This window comes from Mycobacterium sp. 236(2023) (genome assembly GCF_029623955.1).
Lineage (GTDB): Bacteria > Actinomycetota > Actinomycetes > Mycobacteriales > Mycobacteriaceae > Mycobacterium.
On the sequence record NZ_JARSBP010000003.1, the window covers coordinates 764,749 to 782,814 of the forward strand.

Here is an 18,066-nt window from a genome sequence, read left to right on the forward strand (position 1 = left end):
CAGATGTCGGCGAGGAGGTCGTCGTGAGCAGATTCACCGAGAAGATGTACTTCAATGCCCGCACCACCAACCGGGGCATGGTGACTGGCGAGCCGCATGAGCCCGTCCGTCACACCTGGGGTGAGGTGCACGAGCGGGCGAGGTGCATCGCGGGCGGACTGGCAGCGGCCGGAGTCGGCCACGGCGACGCCGTCGGCGTGCTGGCCGGATACCCCGTCGAGATCGCGCCGACGGCCCAGGGGCTGTGGATGCGCGGCGCCAGCCTGACGATGCTGCACCAGCCCACGCCTCGCACCGACCTAGTGGTCTGGGCCGAGGACACCATGAACGTCATCGGCATGATCGAGGCCAAGGCCGTCATCGTGTCCGAGCCCTTCCTCGTCGCGATCCCGGTGCTCGAGGAAAAGGGCATCAAAGTCCTGACCGTCACCGACCTGCTGGCCTCCGAGCCGATCGACCCGATCGAGGTCGACGAGGACGATCTGGCGCTCATGCAGCTGACGTCCGGTTCGACAGGGTCGCCCAAGGCCGTCCAGATCACGCACCGCAACATCCACTCGAACGCCGAGGCGATGTTCATCGGCGCCCAATACGACGTCGACAAAGACGTCATGATCAGCTGGCTGCCCTGCTTCCACGACATGGGCATGGTCGGCTTCCTGACCATCCCGATGTATTTCGGCGCCGAGCTGGTCAAGGTCACGCCGATGGACTTCCTCCGCGACACCCTGCTGTGGGCCAAGCTCATCGACAAGTACAAGGGCACGATGACGGCGGCGCCGAACTTCGCGTACGCGCTGTTCGCCAAGCGTCTGCGCCGTCAGGCCAAGCCCGGCGAGTTCGACCTGTCCACGCTGCGCTTCGCGCTGTCCGGCGCGGAGCCGGTCGAGCCCGCCGACGTCGAGGACCTGCTCGATGCGGGCAAGCCGTTCGGCCTGGATCCCGGCGCGATCCTGCCCGCCTACGGCATGGCCGAGACGACGCTGGCGGTGTCGTTCTCGCCGTGCGGTGCGGGTCTGACCGTCGACGAGGTCGACGCCGACCTGCTCGCGGCGCTGCGTCGCGCGGTGCCCGCCACGAAGGGCCACACGAAGCGTCTCGCCGAGCTCGGGCCCCTACTGACGGATCTTGAGGCTCGCGTCATCGACGACCACGGCAACCTGATGCCGCCCCGCGGAGTAGGTGTCATCGAGCTGCGCGGCGAATGCGTGACGCCGGGATACATGACCATGGGTGGCTTCATCCCCGCTCAGGACGAGCACGGCTGGTACGACACCGGTGACCTCGGCTACATCACCGAAGAGGGCAACGTCGTCGTCTGTGGTCGCGTCAAGGACGTCATCATCATGGCGGGCCGCAACATCTACCCGACCGACATCGAGCGGGCCGCCGGCCGCGTGGAGGGTGTGCGTCCCGGCTGCGCCGTGGCGGTGCGCCTGGATGCCGGCCACTCGCGTGAGACGTTCGCCGTCGCCGTGGAGTCCAACTCCCATGAGGATCCGGCCGAGGTGCGCCGCATCGAGCACCAGGTCGCCCACGAGGTCGTGGCCGAGGTCGACGTCCGGCCGCGCAATGTCGTGGTGCTGGGCCCGGGGAGCATCCCGAAGACGTCGTCGGGCAAGCTACGCCGCTCCACATCGGTCTCGCTGGTCACGTAACTTCTGCACCGCGAGCGCGCGGGTCTGCACGCCGACACGCCGTGAAAACTGGCATTGTGCGCTCGCTCGCGAGTGGTGACGAGCCGGAAATCGACTGGCTCATGTCGGAGGTCGCCGATAGCGTCGAACCATGCCAACCCCTCCCGCCATCGAGGCGATCGAGCTGGTGAAGAGGTTCGGTGACGAGACCGCCGTCGGCAGTGTCAGCTTCGCCGTACCGCCCGGGACCGTTCTCGGTCTGCTCGGCCCGAACGGAGCCGGCAAGACCACAACGGTGCGGATGATGACGACGCTTACGGAGCCGACCAGCGGTACCGCGCGGGTGGCCGGGTTCGACGTGCGCACCCAGCCTGATGAGGTGCGCCGCCACATGGGGCTGACCGGACAGGTCGCCACCGTCGACGAGCTTCTGACCGGTCGAGAGAACATCCGGATGATCGGCGGCCTCCTCGGCGTCCGCCGCAAGGATCTCAGGAAGCTGAGCGATCAACTGCTGCAGCAGTTCTCGCTGGCCGATGCGGCTGACCGGGTGGTCAGGTCGTATTCGGGAGGGATGCGGCGCCGGTTGGATCTCGCGGTGAGCCTGATCGCGTCGCCGCCGGTGCTGTTCCTCGACGAGCCGACCACCGGGCTGGATCCACGCAGCCGCAGCGAGCTGTGGGACGTGCTGCGTGATCTGGTGGCCCACGGCACCACGCTGCTGCTGACCACGCAGTATCTGGAGGAGGCTGATCAGCTCGCCGACAACATCGTCGTGATCGACCGCGGCCGTATCATCGCCGAGGGGTCGCCGCTGGAGCTCAAAAGAGCAGGCAGGCCAGGCCAGTCTGGTCGTGACCGTCGCCGACACTGGAGACCTCGATGCGGCCCGGGTCCTGCTGACCCGGACCGGCGCCGAGGTGTTCGTCGACGTGGGTGCCAGGAGGTTGACGGCCTCGGCCGACGGTCTCGACGACATGATCCAGGTGGCGGGGTGGCTGCGCGACGGCGGCATCACCGTCGATGACATCGGCCTGACCAGGCCCAGCCTCGACGATGTGTTCCTGACGCTCACCGGGCACCGAACCGAAGACAGCGAGGAGGTCGACGCATGACGGCTCTCGAAGACCGCGCCAGGACGGCTGTGCGCCCGGACCCGGTGCCGACGCATCCGACCAACCTGGTGCAGCAATCGTGGATCATGGTGAAACGCAACATGATCCACACCAAGCGGATGCCGGAGATGCTCAGCGACGTGACGGCCCAGCCGATCATGTTCGTGCTGTTGTTCGCGTTCGTCTTCGGGGCGTCGATCACGAACACCGGAGGTGCGTCGTACCGGGAGTTCCTGCTGCCCGGCATCCAGGCGCAGACGATCGTGTTCTCGGCGTTCGTGGTCGCGGCGGGAATCACCGCCGACGTCGAGAAGGGCATCATCGATCGCTTTCGGTCGCTGCCGATCTCGCGGTCCTCCGTCCTCATCGGGCGCAGCATCGCCAGCGTCATCCATTCGTCGCTGGGGGTGGTCGTGATGGCGCTGACGGGCCTGGCCATCGGGTGGCGGATCCGCAACGGGGTCGGCGAAGCGGTTCTCGCGTTCGTCCTACTGCTGGTGTTCGGCTTCGGGATGATCTGGTTCGGCATTCTGATCGGGTCGCTGATGCGCACGGTCGAGGCGGTCAACGGTGTGATGTTCACCGTGCTGTTCCCGATCACGTTCCTGGCCAACACGTTTGTGCCGACGGAACCGATGCCGCACTGGCTGCGGGTGATCGCCGAGTGGAACCCGGTGTCGTCGCTGGCTCAGGCGATGCGCGAGTTGTGGGGCAACGGCGGTCCGGCACCCGCGAGCGCGCAACTGCCGCTGCACTATCCGGTGCTCTCGACCATCCTGTGGTCGCTGGCGCTGACGGCTGTGTTCGCACCGTTCGCGCTGTATGCCTACAGGCGCCGCACCGCGGGGTAGGTGCGGCCTGCGCGGCTCCTAACTTGTTCATCGCCAGCTAGGTATATATGACTATACTCAGCAAGATGGAGAGATTGCCGAACCGATTGGCCGAGCACCCGACCGTGCGGGCGGTGCGCTCCCGGCCCGCGCCGACTCCCGGAGTCATCGACGCCGACTGGCTGCGAAAAGTCTGTCTGGAGGCGGGTGCCGACGACGTCGGCTTCGCCAGGGTCGACAACCCCGAGTTGAGTTCCGAAGTGCCCCACGTCGATGAGGCGCTGCCGGGTGCTGTCAGCTACATCTCGCTGGTCGTCAAGATGAATCGTGACAACGTCCGGTCGACGGCCCGCAGCGTCGCCAACCAGGAGTTCCACCGGAGCGGCGAGCTGATGAACGAGGCCGCGTACCGGATCACCAGGCTGCTGCAGGACGCCGGCCACCGGGTGGTCAATCCGTCGGCGACCTTCCCGATGGAGATGGACCGGTATCCGGGCCGCATCTGGGTCGTCGCGCACAAACCCGTCGCGGTGGCCGCGGGCCTGGGGGCAATGGGCATCCACCGCAACGTCATCCACCCGAAGTTCGGCAACTTCATTCTGCTCGGCACCATTGTGGTTGGCTCCGAGATCAGTGGTTACGGTGCGCCACTGGACTATTCGCCGTGTCTGGAATGCAAGCTGTGTGTGGCGGCGTGCCCGGTCGGGGCGATCAAGAAGAACGGCGACTTCGACTTCGTCGCGTGCTCGGTGCACAACTACCGCGAGTTCATGGGCGGGTTCACCGACTGGGCGCAGACCGTCGCCGACAGCACCGACGCCGAGGACTTCCGTTCCCGCGTCACCGATTCGGAGAACGCATCGATGTGGCAGAGCCTGTCCTTCAAGCCGAACTACAAGGCGGCCTACTGTCTGGCGGTGTGCCCGGCGGGGGAGGAGGTCATCGAGCCCTATCTCGACGACCGCAAGGGCTTCATGGATCTGGTGCTGAAGCCATTGCAGGCAAAACGCGAAACCCTTTACGTGCTACCGGGTTCAGACGCCGAAGAGCACGCGAAGAAGCGCTATCCGCACAAGCCGGTCAAAACTGTCGACAGCGGCATCCGCGGCCGTTGAAAGGCCCGACGAAAGGCGTCAGCTCCAGGCGTGCACGGTGTTCTGGGCGGGTTCGATGCCCAGCTCGACGAGCAACTCGGTGGCGTCGGCGGCCAGCTCGACGATGGTGCCGAGTTCCGGCCGTTCCCTCGAGTTGAAATTCTCCAGCACGAAGTTGGCTCCCGACTTCTGCCCGGGCGGACGGCCGATGCCGACCCGCACTCGCTGAAAGTCGTTGCCGCTCAACGCTGAAGCGACTGATCGCAGCCCGTTGTGGCCTGCGACGCCGCCCCCGGACTTCAACCTGATCCGGCCGAAGTCGATGTCGAGTTCGTCGTGGATGATCACGACATCGGGCGCTGCCACCGAATAGAACTTCGCCAGCGGGCCGACCTGGCGGCCGGATTCGTTCATGTACACCCGCGGTTTGGCGAGGACCACCGGACGGCCCGCAAGCCGTCCGGTGGCCACTTCAGCGCCGGAGCGCTTGTGCACCTTGAACGTTTCGCCCATACGGTCGGCGAGAACGTCGGCCACCAGGAATCCGAGATTGTGTCGGGTGGTGGCGTACTGCGGTCCGGGGTTGCCCAGGCCGACCACAAGCATGGGTTCGGCCATGAACGGGCCGGTCTACTCGGAGTCGGAGTCGGACCCGGCGTCGGCTTCCTCGCCGCCTTCGCCCTCGCCGTCGGCAGCTTCCTCGCCGGCCTCGGCTTCGCCTTCCTCGCCTGCGCCCTCGGCTTCGAGGTCGGCTTCGGTCGGCGCGGTGACGACATTGACGACGAGCAGCTCGGGATCCGAGATCAGCGTGACGCCCGAGGGCAGCTCGATCTGGCCGGCCAGGATCTGGGTGCCTTCCGTGGCGCCCTCGACCGACACGGTGAAGCCTTCGGGGATGGACTGGACGTCGGCCTCGATCTCGATGGCGTTGGTGTCCTGCGTGACGAGGGTGCCGGGTGCGGCGTCACCTTCGACGGAGACGGTGACCTCGACAGTCACCTTCTCGCCGCGGCGCACGACGAGCAGGTCGGCGTGCTGGATGTTGCGGCGGATCGGGTGGATCTCGATTGCCTTGGTCAGGGCGAGCTGCTCCGTGCCGTCGATGTCGAGGGTCAGCACCGCGTTGGTGCCCGCGTGGCGCAGGACGGCGGCGAAGTCGTGTCCGCTGAGCTCGAGGTGCTGCGGGTCGGTGCCGTGGCCGTACAGAACCACGGGGACGCGGCCTTCGCGGCGGGCACGGCGCGAGGCACCCTTGCCGGTGGTGCCGCGGACGGCTGCCTTCAGATTGTTGGGGGCGTTCTTCGCCATGGTTTGTGCTCCTGTGCCGGTGATCAGTTCTCGGGCACGGCCAGGGGGTGCACACCAGGTTTGTCGACCATGAAGTGTCGGTTCCCGTCGATAACGGTGCCCCCGCAATGCGGGCCACCCTCGCCGTGACGCGTCCGCAAGGGTAGCGCAGAGCCCTGCTCAGCGAGAAATCGGCAGCGGGAACTCGGTGCCTGTGAGCTGCTCGGACAGCGTCCACAGTGCGGTCGCTTTCGCGCGGTTGCGCGCCAGCGGCGTGCGTGGGCTCGTGCCGGTGGGCCCGCGCATCGCATATCGGGGCCCGATGAAGCTGTCGCCGGGCACGTCGGCCGAGATCGCGTAAAGGCTCTGGCGGGCGCCGAAGTCGGCGTCGGTGGCGAGCAGTCGGTTGCCGGTGTCCCAGATCCTGGTGCCGAACCGGCTGCCCGTGTGCCCTTGGAGGTTGGTCGCCGAGTAGCCGGGATGCGCCGCGAGTGCCCGAACCGGGGAACCGGCCAGGCTGAGGCGGCGGTGCAGCTCGCTGGTGAACAGCAGGTTGGCCAGTTTCGACTGACCGTAGGCCGGCCAGGCCAGGTAGGGCCGCGACTTCCAGTTGAGGTCTTTGAGGCTGACGTAGCCCAGCAGGTGCATCATCGACGAGACGGTGACCACCCGGTCGGTGATCTTGGGCAGCAGCAGGTTGGTCAGCGCGAAGTGCCCGAGATGGTTGGTGCCGATCTGGCTTTCGAAGCCGTCGGCGGTCAGCGCGAACGGCACCGCCATGATGCCGGCATTGTTGACCAGCACGTCGACGTGGTCGATCCCCTCGGCGAATGCGTGGACCGATTCGAGGTTCTGCAGGTCGAGCTGACGTACCTGGACGTCGCCGGTCATCTGGGCGGCTGCGGCGTTGCCTTTGTCGAGATTGCGCACCGCCAGGATGGTCGTGGCTCCTGCCCGGGCGAGTTCGCGGGCGGTCACCAGTCCGAGTCCGCTGTTGGCGCCGGTCACGATGACGGTGCGCCCGGCGAACGAGGGCAGGTCCGCGGCGGTCCAGTCGCTCATGGGCAACACAGTAACGGGATGTGGGACTGCGTCCACCGGTCCGGTGCGAAGCTCTGGTGAACAGCGGTCACGGCAGCTTGACGGTGAAACCTTTGATGATCGTCTCGATGTCGGGTGCTTCCTCGGCGGCTTTGTCGGCGTATCCGGTCACGGTGAACTGAACGAGGTAGCGCTGGGATTTCGGCGGCGCGCCGGTGGCGATGACGATGCGGTTGAAGCTGTGCATCCGGGTGCCGTTGAGGTCGTAGCTGCCTTCGATCATCGACGACGGGAATTTGTTGAAGTCGTCGGTGGATGTGTTGAGTTCGGTGAAGTTCTCCGACATCTGGGCGTCGACGTTGGCGTGACTGAGAGCTTCGGCGACGTCGAATTCGCCGTTGAGTTCGAAGACCATCAGCATCGCCATCGGGTAGGTGTCGCCCTCGGCGATCACCCGGGTGCCCGGCGCGAGATTGCTGTTCTGGTACGGATGCCAGCCGTCGGGCGTGGGCATCGACACCGTGAGATCGGTCAGCTTGTCGGGGGCGACTGGCGCTCCGGCGACCCCCGCCTCTTCCAGGAACGCGGCGATCGACTTCGCCGCCGACGGATCGGTGGTCGACGTCGGAGGTGGGGCGGTGGTCGACGACCAGACCGATTGGTAGTCAACGGTTTCGGTGGCGCACCCCGTCACGGCCAGTGCCGCGGCTGCGGCGACGGCGAGCCGGAGGCGAACCGTCACAGAATCTCGCGGACGTTGTCGATGGGGCGGGCCAGCCGGGTGCCCTTGCCGGTGACGACGAAGGGCCGCTCGATCAGGATCGGGTGCTCGGCCATGGCGTCGAGCAACTCGTCGTCCGACGCCGAGGCCAGCCCCAGCTCGGCGTAGAGCGACTCGCGCTTGCGCACGGCGGTGCGCACGTCGATCCCGGCGTCGTTGATCATCGTCGCCAGTTCCGCGCGCGACGGCGGCGTCTTGAGGTACAGCACGATCTCGGGCTCAATACCGTTGTCGCGCAGCAACTCCAGCGTCTTGCGTGACGTCGAGCATTTGGGGTTGTGGAAAATGCGGGCCACGTTACGCGGACCCGTCGAAAAGTCCTGTCACGGAGCCGTTCTCGAACACCGCGCGAATGGTGTTGGCCAGCAGCGGTGCGATCGAGAGCACCGTCAGCTGGGGGAACTGCTTGTCCTCGCCGATCGGCAGCGTGTTGGTGACGATGACTTCGCGGGCGCCGGATTCGGCGAGACGCTCACGGGCCGGATCGGACAGCACGCCGTGCGTCGCGGCGATGATGACGTCTCCGGCGCCGTCTTCCTTGAGCAGCCGGACCGCACCGGCGATGGTGCCACCGGTGTCGATCATGTCGTCGGTGAGGATGCAGGTCTTGCCCTTGACGTCGCCGACCACGCGGTTGGACTTCACCTGGTTGGGCACCAGGGGGTCGCGCGTCTTGTGGATGAAGGCCAGCGGCACACCCCCGAGCGAGTCGGCCCATTTCTCGGCAACGCGCACACGGCCGGAGTCCGGGGAGACGACGACCATGTCGTGGTCGGCGTAGTTCTCACCGATGTAGCCGCACAGCAGTTTCTGGGCGCGCATGTGGTCGACGGGGCCGTCGAAGAAGCCCTGGATCTGATCGGTGTGCAGGTCGACGGTGACGATGCGGTCCGCGCCTGCGGTCTTGTAGAGGTCGGCGACCAGGCGTGCGGAGATCGGTTCGCGGCCGCGGTGCTTCTTGTCCTGCCGGGCATACGGATAGAACGGGAGGATCGCGGTGATCCGCTTGGCGCTGCCGCGCTTGAGCGCGTCGATCATCAGCAACTGTTCCATCAGCCAGGTGTTCAGCGGCGCAGGGTGGCTCTGCAGGACGAAGGCGTCGCTGCCGCGGACGGACTCGTCGAATCGGACGAAGATCTCGCCGTTCGCGAAGTCTCGGGCGGTCTGCGCGGTGACCGCGACGTCGAGTTCCTTGGCGACCTGCTCGGCGAGTTCGGGGTGCGCCCGACCCGAGAAGAGCATCAGGTTCTTGCGGTTGTCGGTCCAGTCGTGGCTCACGGGTTGCCCTCGTCTACTCAGATCGATGGGGTCGAATCTCGGGGCCATCGTACGTAGCGCACGACTGCGCACGATGGCGGGTTACCAGAATGCCAACAAATGGCGACTGAATGCTACTCGCCGGTAGCTTCGGGGTGGTCCGCGTCGGCGGCCGCGGCTGCTTTCGCCGCGGCGCTGTCGGGGCGTTTGCGCGCCACCCACCCCTCGATGTTGCGCTGCGGACCCGCGGAAACGGCAAGCGCACCGGGCGGGACGTCGTCGCGGATGACGGTGCCTGCCCCGGTGTAGGCGCCGTCGCCGACGGTCACCGGCGCGACGAACATCGTGTCGGACCCGGTGCGGACGTGGGACCCGATCGTGGTGCGGCTCTTGGTTTCTCCGTCGTAGTTGACGAAGACGCTGGACGCGCCGATGTTGCTGTGGTCGCCGATGTCGGCGTCGCCGACGTAGGTCAGGTGCGGCACCTTGGTGCCGGTGCCGATGGTGGCGTTCTTGGTCTCGACGAAGGCGCCGAGCTTGCCGGACGCGCCGAGGATGGTGCCCGGGCGCAGGTAGGTGAAGGGGCCGACGACGGCCTTGTCGCCGATCACCGAGAGCTCGGCATGGGTGCGGATCACCGAGGCGCCGTCGCCGACCTCCATCGAGGTCAGCGTGGTGTCGGGGCCGATCTCGCAGCCGCTGCCGACGGCGGTGACGCCGAGCAGCTGGGTGCCGGGCCGCACGACGGTGTCACGACCGATCGTGACGTCGACGTCGATCCAGGTGGTCGCGGGGTCGATGATCGTCACGCCGTTGCGCTGGTGTGCGACGACGATGCGCCGGTTGAGCTCGGCGCCCAGTTCGGCGAGCTGCACCCTGTCGTTGATGCCGGCGACCAGCGCGGCGTCGTCGATGTGCTTGGCCCGCACGGTGCCGCCGTCGGAGCGAACCAGCGCGATCGCGTCGGTGAGGTACAGCTCCTTCTGGGCGTTGTCGGAGTGCAACCGGGTCAGGGCCGAGCGCAACGCGGCGATGTTGAACGCGTAGACCGCGGCGTTGACCTCGGTGATGGATCGTTGGGAGTCGCTGGCGTCGGCCTGTTCGACGATGCCGATGACTTCGCCGTCCTGGGTGCGCAGGATCCGCCCGTAGCCGGTCGGGTCGGCGAGCGTGGTGGTGAGCAGCGTCGCCGACGCCGACTCCGCGGTGTGGCTGGCAACGAGTCCGGCCAGGGTGTCGGTGTCGAGCAGCGGCACGTCGCCGGCGGCGACGACGACGATCCCGTCGAAATCCTCCGGCAGCGCGGTCAGGCCGCATTCGACGGCGTGGCCGGTGCCGTGCTGCTGTTCCTGCACCGCGATCAGCACCGACTGGCCCAGGCTTTCGCCGATCTGCTGGGCGGCGGGCGCCACGCGTTCGCGGTCGCTGCCGACGACGACGACGAGGTGTTGCGGGGCTAGTCCGGTCACGGCATGCAGGCTGTGCGCAAGCATGCTTCGTCCGCCCAGCGTGTGGAGCATCTTCGGCGTTCGGGATTTCATCCGGGTGCCTGCGCCCGCCGCCAGGATCACGACCGCGGTCTCACGCATAGACGTCCTCCCCGTCGGTTACTCCGCGAGCGCGCGTGTCTGCACGCCGCCGCGCCGCGAAATCTGGCATTTCGCGCGCGCTCATCAATACTGAAGCTCCGTCGCCAGGACTCGAACCTGAACTATCTGAACCAAAATCAGAGGTGCTGCCGATTACACCACGACGGACCGAACACCCAGAGACTCTAGTCGAAGGAACTACGCTGAAACGCGTGGCAGGCCCCGATAAGCCCGACAGTCATCCGCGTGCGCCCCGCGCCAGGATGACGGGTAGCGAACGTCGCCAGCAGCTGATCGAGATCGCCAAGTCGCTGTTCGCCGAGCGCGGTTTCGACGGCACGTCGATCGAGGAGATCGCGCTGCGCGCCAACGTGTCCAAGCCGGTCGTCTACGAGCATTTCGGCGGCAAGGAAGGGCTTTACGCCGTCGTCGTCGACCGCGAGATGTCGGCGTTGCTCGACGGCATCACGTCATCGCTGGCCGACAACCGGTCGCGGGTGCGGGTCGAGCGTGTCGCGCTCGCGCTGCTGACCTACGTCGAGGAGCGCACCGACGGGTTCCGGATTCTCATCCGCGATTCCCCGGCGAGCATCACGCAGGGCACCTACTCGACTCTGCTCAACGACGCCGTCAGCCAGGTCGCGTCGATCCTTGCGGGCGATTTCTCCCGCCGCGGACTGGACCCCGACCTCGCCCCGCTCTATGCGCAGGGGTTGGTGGGCTCGGTGTCGATGGCGGCGCAGTGGTGGCTCGACGTGCGGGAGCCCAAGAAAGAGGTCGTCGCGGCGCACCTGGTCAACCTGTGCTGGAACGGCCTGACGCACCTGGAGTCCGATCCGGTTCTGCACGAGGAGTAGGACGCTAGCGCGGCCGCAGCACGAAGTAGCCGAAAACCATTGTCCCGTAGTCGGGTTCGAGCAGCGTGCGGAGGGCGACCGCGAGGACGATCCGGTCGTCGACGATGCTGCGCAGCCATTCCGGGCGCCACATCAGATAGTCGACGGTCTCGCCGCCGACGTCTTCCTGACCTTCGTCCGCGAGTGAGAGCCCGAATTGATCGAGATACGGGCTTGCCATCTTTCGGAGCGCGACCCAGTCATATCCGGTGCGACGGATGTAGAGCTCTTCGGTGTCGATCCGGTAGTCCGGTGCGATGGCGGTCACGGCGTCATGCAGGGCGACCGTGAACCGTTCCTGGTCGGCCTGCGGCTGGCCGCTCAGCGGGTCTGCGGACAGCTTCTCGAGTTTGCCGGGCAGCACGAGCGGGGCCCCGTTGAGGATCGGGCGGGTCGTCGGCAGGTACAGCCTCGTATAGGCGGTGACGCCCAGTGTGGCGACGAGTGCGATCGTCACGGCGACGATGAGGATGCGCTTGAGCACTCAGGACCCCATCCGGCCGATGTTGATCATCGCGGTCGGGCCCAAGCCGATGCCGCTGAGCGGGTTGGTGCCGATGAGATCGCCGAGCCGGACGTCGAACACCGGGGGCAGGTCGCTGCCGGGGCCCCATGGATTGCGCAACGTCACCGTGGCGTCGCTGCCGGTGCCGGTGATGCCCTCGATCGAATAGACGTGCATCGGCGCCAACGCGTCGTTGGTGAAGAAGCTGGTCGACAGCATCACCGGCTGATTGCCCGCCAACGCGTCGGCGATCTGGCCGTCGATGTTCTGGCTCGGGGTCATCCATTCGGTGGCGGGGAAGATCCAGTCGCCGTTGTTGCCTGTTAGTGCCTCCAGCGCCGGTGGTGTGACCCCGTTCTGGATCTTCGTCAGGTCGGTGCCGGAGGTCTTCATCTTGGCGTAGGCGGATTCCAACACTGCGGGCCACAACGGCGCGCCGGGCACGTTGTTGTCCACACCGCTGGCGCCGTGCTGGGCGATGTTGGCGTCGATGTCGGCCTGCGTGACGGAGATGTGGCGCCACTCGTTTCCGTCCCACATCGTCACGTCGAACATCCCGGTCTGCGGGTCGTAGGAGATGCGGTCCCTGATCCACTGCGGGTTGGCGTTCGCGATGGCGCTCATGGTGGCGACGAGGTAGCAGTCGCCGATGCCGTCCTGGTTGACGTCGGAGCCCAACGGGTCTCCGGCATACAGGTCGTCTTCGCCCCATTTGAGGGTCGGCGGCGGTGTCTGCGGGACGGGTCCTCCGGTGCGCAACGCCTCGGCGACCGTCTCGTCGATGCGGGTGAACCAGGTCAGCATGCTCTTCAGCGACGACGTGTAGGCCGCGGCCAACGTCGGCGACATGAAGCCCATCGTGTCGTGGCCGGTCACGGTGCCGTCGTCGGCGACCATGCCGCCGAGGGCGCGGGCCTGCGACGCCATCGCCAGGATCTGGCTGCGCAGCGGGTCGAGGTTGGCTCCGCCGTAGCGCAGGGCCGCGGCGTGGCTGACCAGCCTGGCGTGCAGGGCCCGCTGGCCCGCGAGGTCGCCTTCGGCTTTGGCGATCGCGGTGTCGGAGGTGGTGCCTTTCCACGTGGCTCGCAGACCGTCGAGGTCACGCTGCAGCGTGGCGGTCTGCGCGGCCAGCGCCGACACCTTCCCGTCGAGCGCAGTGGCGGCGTCGAGCAGGCCAGACGGCTGGGTGCCTTCGACAATCGAAAGCGTCGCAACCATCGAGATCTCCCGTTCCCCGCAAACCCGCTCCGACGCTAACACCGTGCCTTGGGGGGTCGGCGCACCAAATTCCGGGCATCCGGCGGTATCGAATTACGCCGTCCCGCCGATGCCGCACCTCTGCCCGCTCGTGCTGTCGGCGATGTCGGGGCCAGTGATTACGATGGAGGCATCATGACCGTATCGGGGCCCCACCATGTCCAAACCCCGATCGCGGGCCTCGTCGAACTCGCTCTGCGCGACCCCTCCTTGCAGGAGATCGCCCGCCGCGCGGCCGACCGGCCTGCCGATCTCAGTCTCGTCGGGCCTGCCAGCGCCCGCCTGTTCGTCGCGTCCGCACTCGCCGAGGCCGGTCCGCTGTTGGTCGTCACCGCGACCGGGCGGGAAGCCGACGATCTGACCGCGGAGTTGCGCGGTGTCTTCGGCGACGCGGTCGCGCTGTTCCCGTCGTGGGAGACGTTGCCGCACGAGCGGCTGTCTCCCGGCGTCGACACCGTGGGCGCGCGGATGATGGTGCTGCGCCGCCTCGCCAATCCCGACGACGCCCGGCTCGGCATGCCGTTGCGCGTCGTCGTCACGACGGCGCGGTCGCTGCTGCAGCCGATGGCGCAACGGCCGGGTCAGGCCGAAGAGACGGAGCCGGTGACGTTGACAGTCGGTGCCGATGCCGACTTCGACGACACGGTCGTCAAGCTGGTGGAGCGGGCCTACACCCGGGTCGACATGGTGGGCAAGCGCGGTGAATTCGCCGTGCGCGGAGGCATTCTCGATGTCTTCCCGCCGACCGCCGAACATCCGGTTCGTGTCGAGTTCTGGGGCGACGAGGTTTCCGAGATGCGGATGTTCTCGGTCGCCGACCAGCGCTCCATCCCCGAGATCGACATCGACACGATGATCGCGGTGCCGTGCCGGGAGCTCCTGCTGACCGCTGATGTCCGCGAACGTGCAGCGGCACTGTCGGCCGAGCATCCGGTGCTGGAGAACAGCGTGCCGGGCAGCGTCCCCGACATGCTGGCCCGGCTGGCCGAGGGCATCCCTGTCGAGGGTATGGAAGCGTTGCTTCCGCTGTTGCGGCCCACCGACTTTGCGACGCTGCCCGACCATCTGCCCGAGGGCACGCCGCTGCTGGTGTGCGATCCGGAGAAGATCCGGACCCGCGCCGCGGACCTGATCAAGACCGGGCGTGAGTTTCTTGAGGCGTCGTGGTCGACGGCCGCGGTGGGCGGCCAGGTGCCGATCGACATCGAGGCGCTCGGAGCGTCGGGATACGTGGGTTACGACGACGCCCGCGACGCGGCGCGGGCCGGTGGGCACGCGTGGTGGACGCTGAGCCAGCTCGACAGCGGCTCGGGTGAATCGAGCGCCCTCGACGTCCGTCCCGCACCGTCGGCGCGCGGCCAACAGCACAACCTCGACGAGATCTTCGCGATGCTGCGCGCGCATGTCGCCACCGGCGGTTTCGGCGCCGTCGTCACACCAGGCACCGGTACCGCGATGCGTGTCGTCGAACAGCTCTCCGAATCAGACACGCCCGCAACGATTCTGGAACCGGGCGCGGCGCCGAAGGCGGGCGTCGTCGGCGTGATCAAGGGTCCGCTGCACGACGGCGTCGTGATCCCGGGCGCCAACCTGGTGGTGATCACCGAGACGGATCTGACGGGCAACCGCGCCGCTGCCACCGAAGGCAAAAAGCTTGCGGCCAAGCGCCGCAACGTCGTCGATCCGCTGGCGCTGACTGCGGGCGACATGGTCGTGCACGACCAGCACGGCATCGGCCGCTTCGTCGAGATGACCGAGCGGGTGGTCGGCGGTGCCCGTCGCGAATACCTGGTGCTGGAGTACGCCTCCGCGAAGCGGGGCGGCGGTTCCGACCGGCTGTACGTGCCGATGGACTCCCTGGATCAGCTGTCGCGTTACGTCGGCGGTGAAGCGCCGACGCTGAGCAGGCTCGGCGGTTCCGACTGGGCGAACACGAAAACCAAAGCCCGCCGGGCGGTTCGGGAGATCGCGGCCGAGCTCGTCACGCTGTATGCCAAGCGTCAGGCCTCCCCGGGGCACGCGTTCGCGCCCGACACCCCGTGGCAGATCGAGATGGAGGACGCGTTCGGGTTCACCGAGACGGTCGACCAGCTGACCGCCATCACCGAGGTGAAATCCGATATGGAGAAGCCGGTTCCGATGGACCGGGTCATCTGCGGTGACGTCGGCTACGGCAAGACGGAGATCGCGGTGCGCGCGGCGTTCAAGGCAGTGCAGGACGGCAAGCAGGTCGCCGTGCTGGTGCCGACGACGCTGCTGGCCGACCAGCATCTGCAGACGTTCACCAACCGCGTGACCGGATTCCCCGTCACGGTGAAAGGCTTGTCCCGCTTCACCGATCCCGCCGATTCGCGCGCGACGATGGAGGGGATGAAGGACGGTTCGGTCGACATCGTGATCGGCACGCACCGGCTGTTGCAGACCGGTGTGACGTGGAAGGATCTCGGCCTCGTCATCGTCGATGAGGAGCAGCGTTTCGGTGTGGAGCACAAGGAGCACATCAAGTCGATGCGCACCCATGTCGACGTTCTGACGATGAGCGCCACGCCGATTCCGCGCACGCTGGAGATGAGCCTGGCCGGGATCCGCGAGATGTCGACGATCCTGACGCCGCCCGAGGAGCGCTACCCGGTGCTCACCTATGTCGGCCCGCACGACGACAAGCAGGTCGCGGCGGCGCTGCGGCGCGAGATGCTGCGCGACGGGCAGGCGTTCTACATCCACAACCGGGTCCGCTCGATCGACCAGGCCGCCGCACGCGTCAGGCAACTCGTGCCGGAGGCGCGGGTCGTGGTCGCCCACGGCCAGATGCCCGAGGACCAACTGGAGAAGACGGTCGAGGGCTTCTGGAACCGGGAGTTCGACATCCTCGTCTGTACGACGATCGTCGAGACGGGCCTGGACATCTCGAACGCGAACACGTTGATCGTGGAGCGCGCCGACACCTTCGGCCTGTCTCAGCTGCACCAGCTCCGTGGTCGCGTGGGCCGGTCCCGCGAGCGCGGCTATGCGTACTTCCTGTACCCGCCCGAGGTGCCGCTGACGGAGACGGCCTATGACCGGCTGGCGACCATCGCGCAGAACAACGAGTTGGGTGCGGGCATGGCCGTCGCGATGAAAGACCTGGAGATCCGCGGCGCCGGAAACGTGTTGGGCGCCGAGCAGTCCGGGCACGTCGCCGGCGTCGGCTTCGACCTGTACGTGCGGCTGGTGGGCGAAGCCGTCGAGGCCTATCGCGCGGCGGCAGACGGGAAAACCGTTGCCACACCTGAGGAACCGAAGGATGTACGGATCGACCTGCCGGTCGACGCGCACTTCCCGCCGGACTACATCGGCAGCGACCGGCTGCGCCTGGAGGCCTATCGCAGGCTCGCCGCGGCGGCCGACGACAAGGCTGTCGACTCGGTCATCGAGGAGCTCGTCGACCGGTACGGCCCGCTGCCCGAACCGGCCGAGCTGCTCGTGTCCGTCGCCCGCCTGCGGCTGCTGGCGCGGACGAACGGCGTCACCGAGATCGGCGCGGTGTCGTCGGCGGCATCGACGCTGCGGATCTCTCCGCTGACGCTGCCCGACTCGGCGCAGTTGCGCCTCAAGCGGCTCTACGCGGGCGCGAACTACCGCGCGACGACGTCGACGGTTCAGGTGCCGATTCCGCGGGCCGGAAGCGGTGTCGGTGCGCCGCGCATCCGTGACCAGGAACTCGTCGAGTTCGTGGCCGGGCTGATCAAGGTGCTGTGTGATTAGGGTGCCTCGGCCAACATTGGATGGCGTCCCGGCAAAGCTGATATAACCGGTGCGATGACCGTCGTCCTCGTCGATCCACGCCGCCCGTCGCTGGTGCCCGTGGAGGCGATCGAACTGCTGACCGGCGACGTCCAGTACACCGAGGAAATGCCGATCAAGGTGCCGTGGTCGTCGCCGTCGGCACGCCCCTCCTACACCGGTGAGCCGGCCGAAGTCCTGCTTTCGTCGGATCCCGAGCACCCGTCGGTGTCAGAGCGTGTCGCGGCGGGGGAGCGGGTGATCTCGGCCCCGGCCGCGCAGCCCGGCGAGCGTCTGGTCGACGCGGTGACGATGATGGACAAGCTGCGCAGCGCGGGTCCGTGGGAGAGCCAGCAGACCCACGACTCGCTGCGCCGCTATCTGCTTGAGGAGACCTACGAGCTGTTCGACGCCGTGCACGGCGGTGATCTGACGGAGCTGCGCGACGAGCTCGGCGACGTACTGCTGCAGGTGCTGTTCCATGCCCGCATCGCCCAGGAGCATCCCGAGTCGCCCTTCACGATCGACGACGTCGCCGACGCCCTGGTCCGCAAGCTCGGCAACCGGGTGCCCGCAGTGCTTGCCGGAGAAGCGATTTCGCTCGAGGATCAGTTGGCGCAGTGGGAGCAGCGCAAGGCTCTGGAGCGGTCGACCCGTGAATCCTGCGTGGACGACATCCCCACCGCACAGCCCGCGTTGGCGCTGGCGCAGAAGGTTCTCGCTCGCGCCGACACCGCGGGGCTTCCCGAGGATCTGATCCCGTCGTCGATCACGACGGTGTCGGTGTCCGCAGACATCGATGCCGAGAATGCTTTGCGCTCAGCGGTTCTGGAGTTCATGGACGACGTCCGGGTGGCCGAGAAGGCCGCAGCCGCGGCCCGCCGCAGCCAAGATGTCGCCGAGGAGCTCGACGATGCCCCGCGCGGTGCGATCTCCGCCGACGAGTGGCGGGCGGCCTGGCCAACCGATGCTGAGACTGCGGTCACGGCGGAAGAAGTCGACTAAGCCCCGCCGT

15 protein-coding genes, 1 tRNA gene and 1 pseudogene are annotated in these 18,066 nt (G+C 67.3%); 7 read left to right on the forward strand and 10 right to left on the reverse strand.

Going from position 1 to position 18,066, the window contains the following annotated elements:
* The first annotated feature begins 23 nt into the window (after window positions 1-23).
* From P9A17_RS14930 to P9A17_RS14945, 4 genes and pseudogenes are all read left to right on the forward strand, one after another.
* Complete coding sequence (locus P9A17_RS14930) at window positions 24-1,658, forward strand: fatty acyl-AMP ligase (RefSeq protein WP_278039411.1); 1,635 nt, start codon at window positions 24-26, stop codon at window positions 1,656-1,658.
* A 130-nt stretch (window positions 1,659-1,788) separates the two neighbouring features.
* Window positions 1,789-2,752 (forward strand): annotated as a pseudogene (locus P9A17_RS14935) (ATP-binding cassette domain-containing protein).
* On the forward strand, window positions 2,749-3,603 hold the full coding sequence (locus P9A17_RS14940) for an ABC transporter permease (protein ID WP_278039412.1): 855 nt from the start codon (window positions 2,749-2,751) through the stop codon (window positions 3,601-3,603). Before P9A17_RS14935 ends, P9A17_RS14940 begins: the two are co-directional and overlap by 4 nt.
* Window positions 3,604-3,668: 65 nt before the next feature.
* Window positions 3,669-4,697 (forward strand): 4Fe-4S binding protein, encoded by a 1,029-nt coding sequence (locus tag P9A17_RS14945; protein WP_278039413.1) that lies wholly within the window; start codon window positions 3,669-3,671, stop codon window positions 4,695-4,697.
* A gap of 18 nt (window positions 4,698-4,715) precedes the next feature.
* Here the strand turns inward: P9A17_RS14945 and pth are convergent, their stop codons facing one another.
* The 8 genes from pth to P9A17_RS14985 all read right to left on the reverse strand — a co-directional run bounded on the left by pth (window position 4,716) and on the right by P9A17_RS14985 (window position 10,799).
* A complete protein-coding gene (gene pth / locus P9A17_RS14950) occupies window positions 4,716-5,294 on the reverse strand; it encodes an aminoacyl-tRNA hydrolase (protein WP_278039414.1) in 579 nt (192 codons plus the stop codon).
* Window positions 5,295-5,306: 12 nt separating this feature from the next.
* The gene (locus tag P9A17_RS14955) at window positions 5,307-5,984 is read right to left on the reverse strand and encodes a 50S ribosomal protein L25/general stress protein Ctc (protein WP_278039415.1); all 678 of its coding nucleotides are present in this window, start codon (window positions 5,982-5,984) and stop codon (window positions 5,307-5,309) included.
* 159 nt (window positions 5,985-6,143) lie between these two features.
* A complete protein-coding gene (locus P9A17_RS14960; protein WP_278039416.1) occupies window positions 6,144-7,025 on the reverse strand; it encodes an oxidoreductase in 882 nt (293 codons plus the stop codon).
* A 67-nt stretch (window positions 7,026-7,092) separates the two neighbouring features.
* A complete protein-coding gene (locus tag P9A17_RS14965) occupies window positions 7,093-7,746 on the reverse strand; it encodes an LpqN/LpqT family lipoprotein (RefSeq protein WP_278039417.1) in 654 nt (217 codons plus the stop codon).
* A complete protein-coding gene (arsC, locus tag P9A17_RS14970; protein WP_278039418.1) occupies window positions 7,743-8,081 on the reverse strand; it encodes an arsenate reductase (glutaredoxin) in 339 nt (112 codons plus the stop codon). Before arsC ends, P9A17_RS14965 begins: the two co-directional genes overlap by 4 nt.
* Before the next feature lies 1 nt (window position 8,082).
* Complete coding sequence (locus tag P9A17_RS14975) at window positions 8,083-9,063, reverse strand: ribose-phosphate diphosphokinase (RefSeq protein ID WP_278039419.1); 981 nt, start codon at window positions 9,061-9,063, stop codon at window positions 8,083-8,085.
* Window positions 9,064-9,176: 113 nt separating this feature from the next.
* Entirely contained in the window at window positions 9,177-10,631 is a 1,455-nt protein-coding gene (gene glmU, locus P9A17_RS14980) for a bifunctional UDP-N-acetylglucosamine diphosphorylase/glucosamine-1-phosphate N-acetyltransferase GlmU (protein ID WP_278039420.1), read from the reverse strand.
* A 96-nt stretch (window positions 10,632-10,727) separates the two neighbouring features.
* Window positions 10,728-10,799 (reverse strand) — tRNA-Gln (locus P9A17_RS14985).
* A 95-nt stretch (window positions 10,800-10,894) separates the two neighbouring features.
* On the opposite strand from P9A17_RS14985, the gene P9A17_RS14990 reads away from it, so the two are divergent.
* Window positions 10,895-11,488 carry a TetR/AcrR family transcriptional regulator gene (locus P9A17_RS14990; protein WP_278039865.1) on the forward strand — a complete coding sequence of 198 codons (594 nt, stop codon included), beginning with the start codon at window positions 10,895-10,897 and terminating at the stop codon, window positions 11,486-11,488.
* Between the two features lie 4 nt (window positions 11,489-11,492).
* On the opposite strand, the gene P9A17_RS14995 is transcribed toward P9A17_RS14990, so the two are convergent.
* Window positions 11,493-12,011, reverse strand: coding sequence for a hypothetical protein (locus P9A17_RS14995; protein WP_278039421.1), 519 nt, complete (start codon window positions 12,009-12,011; stop codon window positions 11,493-11,495).
* The gene (locus tag P9A17_RS15000; protein ID WP_278039422.1) at window positions 12,012-13,250 is read right to left on the reverse strand and encodes a C2 family cysteine protease; all 1,239 of its coding nucleotides are present in this window, start codon (window positions 13,248-13,250) and stop codon (window positions 12,012-12,014) included.
* A gap of 174 nt (window positions 13,251-13,424) precedes the next feature.
* On the opposite strand from P9A17_RS15000, the gene mfd reads away from it, so the two are divergent.
* Window positions 13,425-17,033: a transcription-repair coupling factor gene (gene mfd, locus P9A17_RS15005; protein ID WP_278039423.1), complete on the forward strand. Its 3,609-nt coding sequence runs from the start codon at window positions 13,425-13,427 to the stop codon at window positions 17,031-17,033.
* Window positions 17,034-17,087: 54 nt separating this feature from the next.
* Window positions 17,088-18,056 carry a nucleoside triphosphate pyrophosphohydrolase gene (locus tag P9A17_RS15010; protein ID WP_278039424.1) on the forward strand — a complete coding sequence of 323 codons (969 nt, stop codon included), beginning with the start codon at window positions 17,088-17,090 and terminating at the stop codon, window positions 18,054-18,056.
* The last annotated feature ends 10 nt before the right edge of the window (window positions 18,057-18,066 follow it).